19 protein-coding genes and 1 other RNA gene are annotated in these 15,974 nt (G+C 64.8%); 16 read left to right on the forward strand and 4 right to left on the reverse strand.

The window, feature by feature from the left end:
- Positions 1–2: 2 nt before the first annotated feature.
- From GEMMAAP_RS06315 to ffs, 4 genes are all read left to right on the forward strand, one after another.
- Positions 3–521 carry a YtxH domain-containing protein gene (locus GEMMAAP_RS06315; RefSeq protein WP_053334328.1) on the forward strand — a complete coding sequence of 173 codons (519 nt, stop codon included), beginning with the start codon at positions 3–5 and terminating at the stop codon, positions 519–521.
- A complete protein-coding gene (locus tag GEMMAAP_RS06320) occupies positions 505–1,470 on the forward strand; it encodes a YihY/virulence factor BrkB family protein (RefSeq protein WP_026850290.1) in 966 nt (321 codons plus the stop codon). The genes GEMMAAP_RS06315 and GEMMAAP_RS06320 overlap by 17 nt, the downstream gene beginning before the upstream one ends.
- A 2-nt stretch (positions 1,471–1,472) precedes the next feature.
- Positions 1,473–2,516: a threonine aldolase family protein gene (locus GEMMAAP_RS06325; RefSeq protein WP_026850291.1), complete on the forward strand. Its 1,044-nt coding sequence runs from the start codon at positions 1,473–1,475 to the stop codon at positions 2,514–2,516.
- Positions 2,517–2,555: 39 nt separating this feature from the next.
- Positions 2,556–2,652, forward strand: an RNA gene (ffs, locus tag GEMMAAP_RS06330) — signal recognition particle sRNA small type.
- A gap of 63 nt (positions 2,653–2,715) precedes the next feature.
- Here ffs and GEMMAAP_RS20510 read toward each other — a convergent pair.
- Complete coding sequence (locus GEMMAAP_RS20510; RefSeq protein WP_026850292.1) at positions 2,716–3,396, reverse strand: hypothetical protein; 681 nt, start codon at positions 3,394–3,396, stop codon at positions 2,716–2,718.
- 29 nt (positions 3,397–3,425) lie between these two features.
- On the opposite strand from GEMMAAP_RS20510, the gene dnaX reads away from it, so the two are divergent.
- From dnaX to GEMMAAP_RS06370, 7 genes are all read left to right on the forward strand, one after another.
- A complete protein-coding gene (dnaX, locus tag GEMMAAP_RS06340; protein ID WP_053334329.1) occupies positions 3,426–5,213 on the forward strand; it encodes a DNA polymerase III subunit gamma/tau in 1,788 nt (595 codons plus the stop codon).
- 117 nt (positions 5,214–5,330) lie between these two features.
- A complete protein-coding gene (locus GEMMAAP_RS06345; protein WP_026850293.1) occupies positions 5,331–5,639 on the forward strand; it encodes a YbaB/EbfC family nucleoid-associated protein in 309 nt (102 codons plus the stop codon).
- Between the two features lie 23 nt (positions 5,640–5,662).
- On the forward strand, positions 5,663–6,253 hold the full coding sequence (recR, locus tag GEMMAAP_RS06350; protein WP_026850294.1) for a recombination mediator RecR: 591 nt from the start codon (positions 5,663–5,665) through the stop codon (positions 6,251–6,253).
- Positions 6,254–6,286: 33 nt separating this feature from the next.
- Positions 6,287–6,589, forward strand: a complete 303-nt coding sequence (locus GEMMAAP_RS06355; protein WP_026850295.1) for a hypothetical protein — start codon at positions 6,287–6,289, stop codon at positions 6,587–6,589.
- Positions 6,590–6,678: 89 nt separating this feature from the next.
- Entirely contained in the window at positions 6,679–7,167 is a 489-nt protein-coding gene (locus GEMMAAP_RS06360; protein ID WP_026850296.1) for a roadblock/LC7 domain-containing protein, read from the forward strand.
- A gap of 12 nt (positions 7,168–7,179) precedes the next feature.
- Entirely contained in the window at positions 7,180–7,857 is a 678-nt protein-coding gene (locus tag GEMMAAP_RS06365; RefSeq protein ID WP_026850297.1) for a GTP-binding protein, read from the forward strand.
- 10 nt (positions 7,858–7,867) lie between these two features.
- Positions 7,868–8,536 carry a CDP-alcohol phosphatidyltransferase family protein gene (locus tag GEMMAAP_RS06370; protein ID WP_053334330.1) on the forward strand — a complete coding sequence of 223 codons (669 nt, stop codon included), beginning with the start codon at positions 7,868–7,870 and terminating at the stop codon, positions 8,534–8,536.
- Between the two features lie 151 nt (positions 8,537–8,687).
- On the opposite strand, the gene GEMMAAP_RS06375 is transcribed toward GEMMAAP_RS06370, so the two are convergent.
- Positions 8,688–9,086 carry a GxxExxY protein gene (locus GEMMAAP_RS06375; RefSeq protein ID WP_026850298.1) on the reverse strand — a complete coding sequence of 133 codons (399 nt, stop codon included), beginning with the start codon at positions 9,084–9,086 and terminating at the stop codon, positions 8,688–8,690.
- 176 nt (positions 9,087–9,262) lie between these two features.
- Here GEMMAAP_RS06375 and GEMMAAP_RS06380 point away from each other — a divergent pair, with 176 nt between their 5' ends.
- From GEMMAAP_RS06380 to GEMMAAP_RS06400, 5 genes are all read left to right on the forward strand, one after another.
- Entirely contained in the window at positions 9,263–10,543 is a 1,281-nt protein-coding gene (locus tag GEMMAAP_RS06380; RefSeq protein WP_043581333.1) for a competence/damage-inducible protein A, read from the forward strand.
- Positions 10,544–10,765: 222 nt separating this feature from the next.
- Positions 10,766–11,296, forward strand: a complete 531-nt coding sequence (locus GEMMAAP_RS06385; RefSeq protein WP_158514753.1) for a nucleotide exchange factor GrpE — start codon at positions 10,766–10,768, stop codon at positions 11,294–11,296.
- A 42-nt stretch (positions 11,297–11,338) separates the two neighbouring features.
- Positions 11,339–12,484 carry a DnaJ C-terminal domain-containing protein gene (locus GEMMAAP_RS06390; protein WP_026850299.1) on the forward strand — a complete coding sequence of 382 codons (1,146 nt, stop codon included), beginning with the start codon at positions 11,339–11,341 and terminating at the stop codon, positions 12,482–12,484.
- Positions 12,484–13,008, forward strand: a complete 525-nt coding sequence (locus GEMMAAP_RS06395) for a hypothetical protein (protein ID WP_026850300.1) — start codon at positions 12,484–12,486, stop codon at positions 13,006–13,008. Before GEMMAAP_RS06390 ends, GEMMAAP_RS06395 begins: the two co-directional genes overlap by 1 nt.
- A 44-nt stretch (positions 13,009–13,052) precedes the next feature.
- On the forward strand, positions 13,053–14,315 hold the full coding sequence (locus GEMMAAP_RS06400; protein ID WP_026850301.1) for a dicarboxylate/amino acid:cation symporter: 1,263 nt from the start codon (positions 13,053–13,055) through the stop codon (positions 14,313–14,315).
- A 70-nt stretch (positions 14,316–14,385) separates the two neighbouring features.
- Here GEMMAAP_RS06400 and GEMMAAP_RS06405 read toward each other — a convergent pair whose 3' ends face one another.
- Together GEMMAAP_RS06405 and mnmA are read right to left on the reverse strand one after the other, a co-directional pair.
- On the reverse strand, positions 14,386–14,697 hold the full coding sequence (locus GEMMAAP_RS06405; protein WP_145979032.1) for a hypothetical protein: 312 nt from the start codon (positions 14,695–14,697) through the stop codon (positions 14,386–14,388).
- Positions 14,698–14,806: 109 nt separating this feature from the next.
- On the reverse strand, positions 14,807–15,970 hold the full coding sequence (mnmA, locus tag GEMMAAP_RS06410; RefSeq protein WP_053334332.1) for a tRNA 2-thiouridine(34) synthase MnmA: 1,164 nt from the start codon (positions 15,968–15,970) through the stop codon (positions 14,807–14,809).
- Positions 15,971–15,974: the final 4 nt, after the last annotated feature.

Genomic DNA, 15,974 nt, shown 5'->3' on the forward strand with positions numbered 1-15,974 from the left:
ATATGGCGCGCGACAGCTACGACGACGACCGGGTGGTCGTGATCGAGAAGGACAGCGGCAACGGGATCGGCATGTTGCTGCTGGGCTTGGCGATCGGTGCGGGGGCGGCGCTGTTGTTTGCCCCCGCCAGCGGCGAAGAAACCCGCGAACGGATTGCCCGCGAAGCCCGCCGGGCCGGACGTCGAGTCAAGGACATGACCGACGAACTTGGCGACAAGCTGGCCGATCAGGTGGAGCGCGCCCGCTATTCGGTTGACGACCGGATGGGGCGGGCGAAGGACGCCGTAAAGACGCGTGTGGACGCGGTGAACGAAGCGGTGACGGCCAGTCGTGATGCCGCCATGCAAGCGCGTGGCGACATCGAGCGGGCTGTGGAGAACAGCAAGCGCGCCTACGCCGACGGGCGCCGCGCCTACGGAGAGCGAACGCGCCGTGCGGGCGAGGCCGGACCGCGCGCCGATGATGTGGCACCGCACAACGGTGCAGAGGGCGCCACTGAAGGGATTGCGGACGACGTTTGAGCCCTGGTGGGACATTCTTCGGCGCGTCTGGAACCAGAGCGCCGAAGACAATGTCCCCTTTCTCGCGGGCGGGCTGGCGTTCAATACGCTGCTCGCCCTCGTGCCGTTTGTGCTGCTCCTCATTTCCGGGCTCTCCTTTTTGCTCGGCAGCGAGCCGACGCAAGCGGCGGCAACCGTCACGGCGCTGGTGGAGCAACTGCTCCCCAATAACGCTCCATCAGCCAGCGCGCTGTTACGGGGCGTCCTTACCGATGTCACGAGTACCCGCGGTACGGTCACACTGTATTCCGCGATCGGATTTGCCTGGTTCTCCACACGATTGTTCGGCTCGCTGCGCAGTGTGCTGGCGTTGATCTTCGACGGCACGGATCGCGGCATTGTGGCAGGCAAGCTTTTTGACTTCATGGCCACGGCGGTGGCGACCGTGGCCGTGGTGGTGTACGTCGTGTTTTCCGCGTACCTCGATCTGGCCGCTACCCAGGGCGTCGCACTGCTGCGTCGTGCCGGAGTGGTGGCCGACGCGATGAGCGGCCTGCAGTACGTCGCCGGGCGCGCACTCGCGCTGACGCTGGTATTTGCCCTCTTCTACGCGCTGTATCGCGGTCTGCCGCGCCGGCGCCCCAGCGTGCGGGTGGCCTTCGTCGCGGCTACCTCGGCGTCGGTACTCTTTGAACTTGCCCGCAACGCCTTTGCCCTGCTCGTCGGCGCCGTCGATCCCACGTCGCTGTATACCGGGACCATTGCGGCGATCGTGGCCGTGGTGTTCTGGACCTATTACAGTGCCTTCCTGTTTCTGCTGGGCGGCGAAGTGGCGCAGGCCTATGAACTGCGGCGCAACGAATTGGCACGGCTTGAGGCCAGCGATGCGGCGATCCCCAGCGTAGTCCCTGCGATACAATCACGTCGCCCCGTACCGGCGCCGCGCCCAACTCCCAAGCCCAAGCCTTGAATATGTCCGCTCCGTCTTTCATCGATCTGCGCAGCGATACCGTCACGCGCCCCACGGCCGCCATGCGGCGTGCAATGGCGGAGGCGGAGGTCGGTGACGATGTGCTCGATGGCGATCCGACCACGCGGGCGCTGGAAGCCACGGTCGCGGAACGGTTGGGCAAGGAACGCGCGCTCTTTTTTCCCAGTGGATCCATGGCCAATCAGGCCGCCATCTGGGTGCACACCACGCCGGGCACCGAGCTGCTGTGCGACGCGGAAGCGCACATCTATCACTGGGAAATTGCCGCCGTGGCTGCTCTCTGTGGCGTGCAGTGTCGTCCGGTGAGAGGGCAGGGGCGGGTGTTCCGCGCGGAGGATCTGCGCGCGCACATTCGCACGCCCTCCATTCATGCGCCCGAGCCTTCGCTCGTCTGTCTCGAGAACACTCACAACGGTGCCGGTGGCGCGGTCACGTCACTCGCTGACATGCAGGCCCTGCAGGCCGTCGCACGCGAGCATCACCTGCCGGTGCATCTCGATGGCGCGCGACTCTGGAATGCGGCGACGGCGTTGCAGCTCCCCCTCAGTGCGCTGGCGTCGTGCGCCGACAGCGTGATGGTGAGCTTCTCCAAGGGCCTTGGGGCACCGGTGGGCGCCTGTCTCGCGGGCTCCGAGGCCTTTATCACCAAGGCACATCGGGTGCGCAAACGGTTTGGTGGCGGCATGCGGCAAAGCGGCATTCTCACCGCGGGTGCCATGTATGCGCTGCAACACCAGTACGACCGACTTGCCGAAGATCACGCCAGTGCCACCTACCTCGCGCACGTCGTGGACGGAGCGGGCGGTGCCACGGTGGTCGCCCCAGACACGAACATTGTGATGATCGATTTGCCCTCGCCGAAGGCCGCGCAGGTGGTCGCGCGCGCCGCGGCGCTGGGTGTGCGCATTACCGAATGGCACTCCAGCCGTGTGCGGGCAGTCACGCATCTGGATGCGCCGGCCGGCGTGGTGGCCGACGCGGCGGCGCGCATTCGGCAGGCGTTTGAGGACGTCCTTGTTGCCTGAGGTTCCCAATCGGCACCGGCGTACCTAACTTGACGGTGCTCCGGGTCCCGGAGGGCGTCAGACCGCCAAATCGGTCAGGACCCCGAAGGTAGCAGCCGCACGTGGACCCTGTCGTCGCTTCGTCAGGCCCGGAGTATCGCGCGCGGGACGATTCGCTCTGTGAGCGGGTCGCCCGCGCGCGTTTTTTGTGCGAGACCGCCTAGAAGGCGCGGTCTGTGGAGAAATCGGGCCCCACATTATGCCACGATGCGTTCCCCGTGTAGCTGCCCAGGGAAATCGAACCCGCCGCGTGTTCCGACTGGTGAATGCGGCCATCTACCGAGACAAAGGCCAGGCCGTAGCTGTCGGCGCTGCGGCTCATCGCCATCAGCGATTGCGCCCCCACCGACAGCGTCAGGCGATGAACCGTATCGCGTGCGGCGCGCCATCTGATACTGGGCTGGAACGCGCTCGTTCCCCCCGCCGGGTGACTGTAGTACGAGACGCCGGCCCCCAGTTCCAGATTGTGGGCCAGCCCGCGATAGGCGCGCGGATTGAGCCGTAGCCAGCCACCGGCCGTGAACGGCGCGACGTAGGACAGGGCGTCGATGGCGTACTGATGGTGGCCGGCGGCGGTGATGTCGCCGTCAAAGGTTGATTGGGCCAGCAGCGATGGCGTCGTCGCCAGGGTCAGAACAGCTATGAGACTGATCGGACCGCGTCGCCTGCGGGGAAGGTGCACGACAGCTCCGGAATGGGTGATGTCCGGAGTTTCCGGCGCATCATATTCCGCTTGATACGGACCAAAGCCGTATATCGCCGCGGGTCCCACGAGGGCTGGTGCCGCTGGTGCAGCGGCCGTGCGGGGGGCACCACCGGCATACGCGACGTTCGTCGGCATTGTCGGCCCCGGGTGACTAAATTCCCGGGATGTCCCTCGCTCTTGCCCGCAAATACCGCCCCCGGAACTTCGCGACTGTGGCGGTGCAGTCCCACGTTGCCAACACCCTCAAGGGGGCCATTGCGCGCGGTCGGGTGGCGCATGGCTACCTGCTCTGTGGCCCGCGCGGGACCGGCAAGACGACCCTCGCCCGTGTGCTCGCTATGGCCCTCAACTGCGAGCGGCGTGGCGATCCGGAGCTCGCGGGAGAGCCGTGCGGCGAGTGCCAGAGCTGCCAGCGCATCTGGAGCGGCTCGGCGTCGCTCGATGTGGTGGAAATCGACGCCGCCTCCAATGGCGGTGTGGCCGACGCCCGCGAACTGCGTGAACGCGCCATGTACGCGCCATCCGGCGATGACCGCTACAAGGTGTACATCATCGACGAGGCGCATATGCTCTCGCGTGATGCCTGGAACGCCTTGCTCAAGGTGCTCGAAGAGCCACCGCCACGGGTGGTGTTCGTCTTTGCCACCACCGAAGCCCAGAAGGTGTTGCCGACGGTCATTTCCCGGGTGCAGCGCTTCGATCTCAAGCGCATTGGCCCGGCGGAAATTCGCGAACGGTTGGCGGCGGTGCTCACGCAGGAGGGCATTCGCTTCGAGGCCGACGCGCTGGCCATGATTGCCGGCGCGGCCGATGGCGGGCTGCGTGATGCTTTGTCGCTCACCGATCAGGTGCTGTCGCTTGGCGACACCGCCGACGTGACCGCTGAGCATGTGCGGGTCGCGTTGGGGCTGGTGCCGGAAGAAGAGTATCTCGCCCTGCTGGACATCGTGGTTGAACGGCGCGCCGTAGATGTCTTTCCTGCCGTGCAGCGGCAGGTCGATGCGGGGGTGGATTTGCAACTGCTGCTCGCCGGCCTGGGGCGCATGCTGCGCGCGCTCATGGCCATGGGGCTGGGCGGAGCGCCACCGGAATTGTCCGATCGCCTGCGCACGGAACTGGAGAAACGCGCCCGCGTGCTGCACTCCGGCGACCTGTTGCGCATGCTGCATGCACTGCTCGAACTGGAGCCCATGTATCGCAAGAGCGGACAACCGCAATTGCTGCTTGAAACGCTCCTCGTCCGCTTCGCACTGTTGGATCGCACGGTGGAGCTCGAAGAAGTGCTCAAGGGATTCGGCGCCGGCAGCCATGAGGATCCGCCGCCGCGTCGCGTCGCGCACGAATCCCGCGTGGCATCGGCGCACGCCCTGCCGCCCGCGCCGCCGGCCGCCGTGGCCCCGGCGTTGACGTACAGCGCCAGCGCCGCGGCGCCGTTTTCACCGCCGCCGCCATCGCGAACCGCCACGCAGCAGGTGGCCGAAGCCGCCGCCGCCGCGCAAACGGCCGCCGCGTTGCCGCCGCGTCGTACCGCGGGGGGCCCGGTGCCATCGCTGGAGCAGGTGAAGGCCAGCTGGCATAGCGTCTCCGACACCATTCGCAGCAACGGGCGCGGCATGCTGGCGCAGGCCGTGCAGCGACTCGCCCCCATGCAGATCACGCCCGACGGCGCGCTCGTGCTTGGACACGACGCGGCCGAAGACACCTTCTCCAAAGCCGTGGAAGGGGCCCGGGCCGATGTATTGGCGGCGCTGCAGAGCTGTTTGGGCGGCATCCGCTCATTCAGTGTGCAGGCCAGTGGCGCGGCAGCCGCCATGGTGCCGCAGGCCTCACGCGGTCTCACCAAACGTCTCACCGCGCACGACGTGCAGCAGCAACGCACGGAACAGTTGGCGGCGAAAGATCCCTTGTTGGAAGCGGCCGTAAAGGCGCTGGATCTCGAGTTGCTGGACTAACGGAAGCAGGAAGCAGGGAGCAGGAAGCAGGCCGCAGGAAGCAGTGACCTGCTCCCTGATCTCTGCCCCCCGCCACCTGCTGCCTCCCTTGTCATAGAAACCCATCCAAATCCCCCCATGGATATTTTCAAGATGCTGGGCCAGTTCAAGGACATGCAGGCGCGTATGCAAACCATGCAGGAGGAGATGGGGCAGCGCACCTTCAGCGCACTGGCAGGCGGTGGCATGGTGAGCGCCGATGTGGACGGCAAGATGCAGCTCAAGCGCATCCAGATTGATCCGTCCATCATGGCCGACAAGGACATGGTTGAGGACCTCATCGTGGTGGCCGTGGCCGAAGCGCAAAAGAAGGCGGCCGAAGCCATGCAGATGGAATTGCAGAAGGTCACTGGCGGGATCGACCTGCCGTTCAAGCTCCCCTTCTGATATTCGGCTGGACTGGCCCCAGCGTGTCCATCATCGATGAACTCACCAGTGAGTTGGCGCGGTTGCCCGGCATTGGCCGGAAAACGGCGCTGCGACTCACATATCACCTGCTCCGGCAGCCAGCCTCCCAGAGCCGCAAGCTGGCCGAAGCGCTGGTGTCGCTCACCGAGCGCATCCGGCAGTGTGAACGGTGTTTCAACCTCACCGAACACGCGCTCTGCTCGCTGTGCGCCGACAGCCGTCGCGACTCCTCCACGCTCTGCGTGGTGGAAGAGGCCAGTGATATCGCGTCCATCGAGCGGGCCGGGGAGTTCCGGGGACGCTACCATGTGCTGGGGGGGCGGCTGTCCCCCCTGGATGGCGTCGGGCCCGACGATCTGACTATCGGGGCGCTGCTGGCACGGCTGGAGCCGGAAGGGGTACAGGAGGTCATTCTGGCCACCAATCCGTCGCTGGAAGGGGAAGCCACGGCGCTCTACTGTCAGCGCCAGCTGTCGGCGCGGTCGGTGCGGGTCACCCGCATTGCCCGCGGGCTGCCGGTTGGCGGCGACCTGGAGTACGCCGACGGTGTGACTATCGCGCAGGCGCTCTCCGCCCGGCGCGAGATGCTCTGATGCGCTCCTGGGAGCTGCTCTGACGAGGGAGGAATGATGCGGATTCGTCGTGACCGGAAGAACGGATGGTCCACCCTGGGCATGGTGGGGCTCGGAGTGGCCGTCGGTGCGGCCGTGGGGCTGGTGGGGTGGAGCCTGGCCCAGCGCCGGCACCGTCGCAGCCTGTTCTCCCCCGATAAACTCAAGCGATTGGCCGCCCTCGGTTACCTTCGGGCCCATCCAAGCGTTGATAGTGCGCGGCTCCTTCGCGACTATCTGCAATGGGAACCGCATCCGCTTCTGCGCCGTCGTGCCCGAGGGGTCCTGCGGCGCACGGAACGGGCGTTACGTTCCTAGTCTTGCCGCTTCGCCTTGCCAGTCGTGGTTGACGGGTTATTGTCACAGTTCTGGCAGTCCGTCCCTGGTCACCGGTCACTCCTGCATTCATGCCCATCGGCGCCGCCACCTGGTCGTTTACCGAGGACGACTTCGGGGCCATCACGATTACCCTGCAGCGGTTCCTCTACGACGCCAAGGCGCGCTGCGCCTTGCTGGTCGACCGCAGCGGGCAACTCGTTGCCACCGTGGGCGAGCCGCCCAATTTCGACGCCACCGCGTTTGCCACGCTCACGGCGGCCGATTTCAGCGCCAATGATCAGCTGGCCCGGCTCATTGGCGAGAGCGACTTCAACGTGCTCTTCCATCAGGGCGAAAAGGAATCCATGTACCTCGCCGACATCGCTCGGCGAGTCATCCTGGTGGTCCTCTTCGACAACCGCACCACCCTCGGCCTGGTGCGCCTGCGCATGAAAACGGCTGTGGACGAACTCACACGGACATTCGAAGGGGTCTTCGCCCGCGGCAACGCCCGCGACGCGACCCCTCCCGGCTTCCTGGCCGGTGCGGAAGACGAGATCGACCGCTTGTTTCAGTAACGGAGCGCGTCGATGTCGATGATCAACTATGCCTCCCGCGAGATCAACTGCAAGATCGTGTTCTACGGTCCCGGTCTCGGCGGCAAGACCACCAATCTCGAATTCGTGTACGGCAAGGTGTCGCCGAGTACGCGCGGGAAGCTCATTTCCCTTGCCACCGAAACCGAGCGGACGCTCTTTTTCGACTTCCTCCCGGTCGATCTCGGAACGATTCGAGGCTTCAAGACCCGCTTCCACCTCTACACGGTGCCGGGGCAGGTCTACTACAATGCATCGCGTAAGCTCATCTTGAAGGGCGTGGATGGCGTGGTGTTCGTCGCGGACTCGCAAACCGAGCGCGCCGAGGCCAACCTCGAATCCATGCAGAATTTGTATGACAACATGGCAGCGTATGGGTACGACCTCACGCGTATGCCGTTTGTCATTCAGTACAACAAGCGCGATCTTCCCAACGCGGCATCGGTGGCGGAACTGCAGGCCATGCTGAACCCGGGGTGGGAAGTCACGGATCCGTCGCGGATGCGTCCGTTGGCAGATCCGTTCCGCCCGGGTGAATATCTGGTGAGCCAGTTGCCCACCGGGGAATGGGTGGAGCGCGTGCCATATTTCGAAGCCGTCGCCGTTACGGGGGACGGAGTCTTCGATACTCTCAAAGCCGTTTCCAAGCTGGTGCTGAAAACACTGGCCTAGCCCTCCTGCCGTGAACCTTCCCAACGCAATCACCGTGGGCCGCATTGCCCTGACGCCGCTGATTGCGTGGCTCCCGTTCACGACGTCGTGGAGCGCGCGGCTGTTCGCGTTTGTGCTGTTCCTGATTGCCGCGATAACGGATTACTGGGACGGTCATCTCGCACGCTCACGCAACCTCGTGACCGACCTGGGCCGCATGCTCGATCCGCTGGCCGACAAGCTGTTGCTGCTGGCCACGATGATCCCCATGTACTTTCTGCAGCGTCACCACGCGTTCGTGGAGTCCAGCGGCGGCGACGCCAGCCCGTTCCTCTTTGAGATGCCGTTCGGCAAAGTGTCCCTGCCGCTCTGGATTGTGCTGGTCGTGCTGGGGCGGGAAGCGTTCATGACGGTGTTCCGTCAGATTGCCGCCCGTCGGGGGTTGGTGATCTCGGCCATCGGCCCGGCCAAGTGGAAAACCACCTTCCAGAGCATCTGGATGGGGGCCGCCTATTTCTGGTTCTTCGCCATCACGCTGGCCGAACATCGCCAGTGGGTGGGCGACAGTGCCTGGCAGGCCTTCGCCTGGTTCAACGGCTTTGTGGGCGTCGTGAGCATGACCGGCGCCGTACTCCTCACGGTCTACTCCCTCGTGCTGTATCTGCGACGCTACGGCAGTCAGGTACTGCGCGCGGCGTGAGTTCCCCCCCTTGGTGGCGTTGGTGTGAACAGCCCGTCGGTGGCACGGGGGGACGGAGGGCACGGGTAAACGAGACACAAGTTTCGTAGCGCCGAGCGGTGCCTGATCGACGGAGGTGAAGAGCTGTGGAGGTGAGGAGAATCTCGTTGGATTAGGGGACCATGCGCGCATTGTTGATCCGGTTAATGCCGTCGATCATTCGATCAAGGCCGAAGTTTGCAACCAATCCTACCGGCAGTCGCAAGATCCGCAAATAGGTCAGTAACTGACGTGCGTGGATGCGGGCGGATTTCTCTGTTGCCTTGACTTCAATGACGACACGCTGGTCGACCAGGATGTCAATGCGAAAGGCATGCTCCAGTATTCGCCCGCGGTACGTGAGTGGCAATTCTTTCTGCCTCTCAACTTTGTGCCCACCTCTTTCCAATTCGTCTGCCAGCAGAACTTCGTACACTGATTCAAATAGCCCGGGCCCCAGATCGCGGTGGATCTGAATACAGGCGTCAACGATGTTCTCGGTAATCTGATCAAGGTGAGAGTCGTCGAACATCTCACATCTTCGGTAGATCGCGTCATCGCATCGTCATCACCGTGCCTCCGGCAAGCTGTTCGTTGTCCTCTCACCTCCACACCTCCGCACCTCCTCCGATCAGGCCCAACGGTCTCGAAAATCAGCGGAGAATCAGTCAGCAAGCCCCGCACTGGTGCCATCGCTAGATTCCCCGCATGAACATTGAAATCGTCACGATCGGCGACGAGCTGCTGCTCGGCTTCACCATCGATACCAACGCGGCGCATTTGGCGCGTGAACTGGCGGCCCTCGGCGTGCGCATCGTACGGCGCGCAACCTGCGGCGATGATGCCAGCAGCATTCAGGCGGCGGTGCGTGAGGCCCTGCAGCGCACGGGGGCCGTGATCACGACCGGTGGGCTCGGGCCCACGGCCGATGACATGACGAAGCCGGCCATTGCCGAGATCTTCGGTCAGGCGATGGTATTGGATCCGGAGATCCTGACCAACCTGCAGGAACGCTGGCGCAAGCGGTTCAATCATGAGTTGCCGGTCAGCAATCACCAGCAGGCCATGGTCCCACTGGGGGCCACGATCCTCAAAAACAATCACGGCTCTGCGCCAGGCATCTGGCTCGAAGATGCCGACGGGAAATGGGTGGCCATGTTGCCCGGCGTGCCGCGGGAAATGCGAGGGATGGTGGCCGATACCATTCTGCCGCGGTTGCGCGATCGGTTGCCGTCGGATGGCCCGGTGATTCGCAGTCGTACGCTGCGCACCGCCAACATTGCCGAATCGGCGCTGGCCGACCGGCTGGGCGAGTTGGCGCGCGGAGTGAACGGGCTGTCGCTGGCGTACCTGCCGGGCAATGACGGCGTGGACCTTCGGCTTACCAGTTGGGACCGGGATGCGCGGGGCACCAGCAGTGCCCTGGAGGCCGCCGCTGCTCTGGTGCGGGCCAAGGTGGAGCCGTTCATCTACGGTGAAGGCGATGACGATCTGGCCGCAATCATGCTGGCCGAATGTGCCGCGCGCGGCGCCACCGTGGCGGTGGCGGAGAGCTGCACCGGCGGCATGCTGGGGATGCGCCTCACCGCCGTGCCGGGCTCCAGTCGGACCGTACTGGGCGGCACCATTGCCTACGCCAACGAAGTAAAGATCCGGGAGCTGGGCGTGCCGGCCGAGCTCATTGCCGACCAGGGGACCGTCAGTGAAGCCGTCGCCCGGGCCATGGCCAGCGGCGTGCGCCAGCGCTTCGGCAGCACCATTGGCTTCGGCATTACCGGTATCGCCGGCCCTGATGGCGGCACTCCGGAAAAGCCAGTGGGTACTGTTTGGGTGGCGGTCGATCTGGCGGGGGAGGTGCACGCGGTGCGGGCGATTCTTCCCGGTGACCGCTTCGAGATTCGCTGGCGGGCGGCCCAGTTGGCCCTCGATCGCCTGCGGAAAACCTTTGCCCGGGACACCGACGCCACCGGGTGGACGTCCCGGAGTTAAACCGGGGCCGTTTGCGACCGGGCTCGGCGGGGGCGGCAGAAGTTGACGTCGACCGCTTGAGCCGAGCCCCGGTTTCCCAGAAGTTTCCCGTATCATACTAGGCATTTCCGGACCGTTGGTTCGGTAACTTTGGGCAGCCCCGTACGTACGGGACTGCACGACCGCTGGCGCTCAGGGCGCCACGGATTCCCGGCTGCATCCAGGACGACCATGACTGATCCCATGTCGAACGCTGACGCGACGATCGAATCCCTTGCCGATATGGACGCGCCCGACCCGGCAGCGCCCATCGACGCGTCGGACGATCGTCAGCGTGAAATTGATGACCTGAAGGACAAGCACCTGCGCCTCGCGGCGGAGTACGACAATTTCCGACGTCGTGCCGCAAAGGAACGGCAGGAAGCCGGCTGGCGCGCGCAGGGAGAGCTCGTGCGCGGCCTCATTGACGCCATCGACGATATCACGCGCTTTGCGCATGTCGATCCGGCCACGGTGGACAGCAAGACCGTCGTGGATGGCGTGTTGCTGGTGGAGAAGAAGCTCTTCAAGTCGCTGGCCGGTCATGGCTTTGAAGTGCTCGACCCCACCGGGCAGGCGTTCGACCCCAATCTGCACGAGGCGGTCAGTACGCAACCCGCACCCCTGCCGGAGGAAGATGGCATGGTCGCCGTCTGCTTCCAGTCAGGCTATGTCATCAACGGCCTCGTGCTGCGCCCCGCGCGCGTGATCGTGAAGCAGTGGACCGGCGCCTGAGCCCACGGCTCATCCGTCACTTACCAGGCCTCAACGCTTAGCATGGCCAACGGCACCGATTACTACGCAGTCCTCGGCGTTTCGTCGTCTTCAACCGCCGACGAAATCAAGAAGCAGTACCGGCGACTCGCCAAGCAGTACCATCCCGACGCCAATCAGAACGACCCCAAGTCTGCTGATCGCTTCAAGGAAATCTCCGAAGCGTACAACGTGCTGGGGGACGCTGAGAAGCGAAAGCAATACGACGACATGCGCCGTCTGGGCGCCTTTGGCGGCGTGGGCTTTGGTGGTGGGGCGTCGCGCGCCTCGGCCCGTCCTGGCGGCTTCGGATCGACCGGCCCGGGACAATCAGGGGCCGGGACATTCACCGACTTCGACGTGGGAGGGATTGGCGGTCTCGGCGATCTCTTCTCGTCCATGTTTGGTGGTGCTGCAGGCGCGCGAAATACACGCAGCAAGGGGCCCGAAAAAGGGCAGTCCATCGAACAGCTCGTGGACGTTCCGTTTCGCATCGCGGCCGCCGGCGGCAAGGTGCCAGTAGAGCTCGAGGTGAACGAAGAGTGCATCATGTGTCACGGCAACGGTGCCGCACCTGGCGCCCAGATCAAACCGTGTGGTGAGTGCAGCGGCCGCGGCGTGATTTCGTTCGGGCAGGGGAGCTTTGCCGTCAACCGCCCCTGTCCGGTGTGCATGGGCCGTGGCAGTGTGCCCACGGAACGATGCAGCACCTGCCGAGGTACAGGAGAGGCACGGGCGCGTCGCACCGTGAACATCACGGTACCGGCGGGCGCGGAGTCGGGCAGTAAAGTGCGGCTGCGCGGTCAGGGTGGCAAAGGTGCAGCCGGTGGGCAGGCCGGCGATCTCGTCATCACGTTCAACGTGCAGCACGATCGGTTCTACAAGCGCGATGGGCTCGATCTCATTGCCACGGTCCCCATCAACATCGCCCAGGCGACGTTGGGGTCGCGGGTCAGCGTGAAGACACTCGATGGCAAGAAGGTCGCCATCCGGATTCCCGCTGGCACCTCGGCTGGCCGCCGCTTCAAGGTGGCCGGGCAGGGGATTGAGAAAGACGGGAAGAAGGGCGACTTACTGGTTGAAGTAACCATCACCGTACCGGACAGCCTCACCGAGGCGCAGGAGAAGGCGATGCGTGAATTTGCCGAAGCCAGCGGGATGAAGTTTTGATGACTCTCTCTCGTGGGACGCGTGCGGCCTGCCTGGCTGCGTGGTTGAGCGCGGTGCCCACGGTCACGTGGGCGCAGGCTACGCCGGCCGCGTCTGACAGTACGTCACGCACACCAACGACGCGCTGGCAGTTTGACCAGTGCATGGGTGGGCTCACGTATGGTGCGCCCCTCAAGTGGGCGCTGTCGTACGGCATGGGCTTTGTGCGTGAAAGTGAAAAGCGCGACTGGTGCTTTCTTGGGGCCGCCAAGGTGGGATTCGGTGGCGCCAGTTTCAACGTGGGGCTCGCCAATTCGCTGGGGCACTGGGGCAGTGGTGTGGCCGTCACGGGTGGTCTGCTGCGCACCTTCAATGACCCCATGGGGGCCATTGCCAAGCGCACGTATGTGGGAGGCACGGTGCATGTGTGGCCACTGCTCGCGCTGGGCGGCGAGATTGGCTACTACACGCGTATCGGCGCCGACCCTGCCGGAATGACGCGTGGCCGCGGTATGGTGACCTGGTCTACCGGGTTCGGCTTCTAGCCTCCCTCGCGCGACGGCGGCACATGCCGTAGGTTCGCGCGGATATGTCCGACGCTACCAGACCCTCTTCACTCCGTTCGCAGGGCGTACAGGTCACGCTGGGGCTCCTGGCGGGCCTCGCCCTGGGGATGCTGCTCTCGCAGCAGTCAACGCCCACCGCCATCACCGGCGGCCTGCTGGCCACCCTCGATGTGGTGGGGACGGCGTGGATCAATGCCGTGCGCATGACGGTCATTCCGCTGGTGGTGCCGCTGCTCATCGTTGGCGTGGCCGGTGGTGATGACCTGCGGGCTACCGGCGCCGTGGGAGCGAAGGCCTTTGGCTGGATGCTGGTGCTGCTGGTGGCCTGCGCCGTGTTCTCGAGCGTCGTCTCCACGGTGTGGTTCGAATCGCTGGTGCTCGATCCGGCGGCGACCACGCGACTGCGTGAGTCGGCAAAGATTGATGTGCCATCGTCCGACGCGTTGTCGGTGCGCACGTTCATCCTGTCGCTCATCCCCCTCAATCCCATCAAGGCCGCCGCCGACGGGACCCTGTTGCCGGTGGTGCTCTTCACGCTGCTCTACGCGTTTGCCTTGGGCCGAGTAGCGGAAACTCCGCGCGCCGCGCAGCTGTCGTTCTTTCGCGGCATGGCTGACACCATGCTCGTGGTGGTGCGCTGGATGCTCGCCCTTGGGGGCATTGGCATCTTCGCGTTGGCCACGGTGCTGGGGCAAAAGCTGGGCACCAATGTGCTGGGGGCCATCGGCTTTTACTTCCTCGTCAATATCGTCCTGCATCTCATTGCCACCGCGGCCATTTACGTGGCGGTCGCGGTTTCCGGGCGGGTGTCATTGCGCGACTTTGCGCGCGCTCTCGTGCCGGCATCCGTGGTGGGCATGGGATCGCGCAGTTCACTGGCCAGCTTGCCCGCCATGGTCAAGGGGGCCACGGACGTGTTGCGCCTGCCGCCCACCGCTACCGGCTTTGTGCTGCCGCTGTGTGCGAGTGTCTTCAAGCTGACCAGCGCCATTTATTGGGTGGTGGGCGCGCTGTTCATTGCCAAGCTGTATGGCATTGACCTGAGCACCGCCAACCTCGCACTCGTCGCCGCGTCGAGTGTCGTGCTGAACTTCAGCACACCCGGCATCCCCAGCGGCGGCATGCTGCTGCAAGTGCCGCTTTACGCGAGCATCGGATTGCCGGTGGAGGGCATTGGCATTCTCATTGCGCTCGACACGTTGCCGGACATGTTCAAGACGCTGCTCAACGTGACCGCCGATATGTTTGTGGCGGTGATGACAGTGCCGAGAGCCGAAGTGCCCTGAAGACATAACCCGAACTCATTACCCGGAACTGATCAGTTCCGAGTCGTGGGTTCGAGTCTTTGGTTGGGGGTTATTGCGGTGGCGGCAGCACGGGCCGGGTTGGGCTGCCACCCTTGCCCGCGCGACGCGGATCGCCAGCGGCGGGGGCGCCGTCGTTGCCGGAGCGCATCCAGATGCAGCGATGGGTATCGCCCACCTGCACACGCGCCATGGCGTCCGGCCCCACTTTGCACAGCGCATTGCCAGCCAGCAGCGTGTCCTCACCGCTTTTGCCGGTAACCACCTGCGAGGATAACTCGCGCTGGCCAGGCAACGGAATGCAGGCGCAAAACGTGCTCGCAACAATCACGGTGCGCGCGATTCGGGCAAGTAACTGTGGCACGCGACGCACCTCCATTGCTGTGAAGAACAGAACCCTGAACGCATAACCCGAACTCACAACCCGGCACTGATCAGTTTTGGATTCTGAGTTCGAGCAGTGCGTTTGTGCGTTACCCGGCCAGGAGTGGCAGCGAGCGCGTTCGTGCTACCGGGGCGGCACCCGCCATCCCCCGCTCAATAACGCCGCCGCCCAGTACGACGTCACCGTCGTACATGACCAGCGACTGCCCCGGCGAAATGGCCTGAATGGGCTCGTCGAGCGCGAGCTCAATACCGTCGCCATCCAGCCGTACCACCGTGGCCGCCGATGGGCGGGCGCGGTTTCTCACCTGCACCTGAATGGGCGCGCCAACGCGTGGGGCATCGGCGAGCCAGTTGACCTCGCGCGCCTCAACGCCGCGCCCCAGCAACGCTTCGCGTGGCCCAATTACCACCGCCCGCTCCGCCGGCACGATCTCCACCACGAACATGGGGTCGGCGAATCCGCCGGGCAGCCCTTTGCGCTGCCCAATGGTGTAGCGCGCAAAGCCCTGATGCTCGCCCACCACTTCGCCACTGGCGAGGCGCAGGGGGCCAGGCTGCAACGCCGGCGCGTCGGCACCAAGGTGTTCAGCAATCACGCGTACGTGATCGCCATCGGGCACAAAGCAGATGTCCTGACTTTCGATTTTCTCCGCGGTGCGCAGCCCGAACCGCCGCGCTATGTCGCGCGTCTCCGCCTTGGTCTGCGTACCAATGGGCAGCACCAGCCGGTCCAGTACCGGCCGGTCAATGCCCCAGAGGAAGTAGCTCTGGTCTTTGCCGGCATCGAGCCCGCGCAACATCACGGCGCTGTCGCCCACGCGTCCCATGCGCGCGTAGTGGCCGGTGGCCAGCCACGGTGCATCAATCGCGTCGGCTTTGACCAGCAGATCGCGGAACTTCGTGAACGTGTTGCAACGCACGCACGGAATGGGCGTACGGCCGCGTGCGTACTCCTGCACGAAGTCATCCAGCACGTCGTGGCCAAAGTTGTCTACGAGGTTGGTCACGTAGTGCGGAATCCCGAGGGTCTCGCACACCCGGCGCGCATCACTGGTGGCATCAAGTGAACAGCACGGACGGTCGGGCACATCCGCGCCGTCGCCGTGCAATTTCATGGTGACACCCACCACATCACACCCTGCGTCCACCAGCAACGCCGCGGCCACGCTCGAGTCCACGCCGCCACTCATGGCCACGAGAACGCGGTCGCCTTTTTGCGGCGTGAAGGGGAGGGCGGGGGACGGTGTCATGCTA

This window comes from Gemmatimonas phototrophica (genome assembly GCF_000695095.2).
Lineage (GTDB): Bacteria > Gemmatimonadota > Gemmatimonadetes > Gemmatimonadales > Gemmatimonadaceae > Gemmatimonas > Gemmatimonas phototrophica.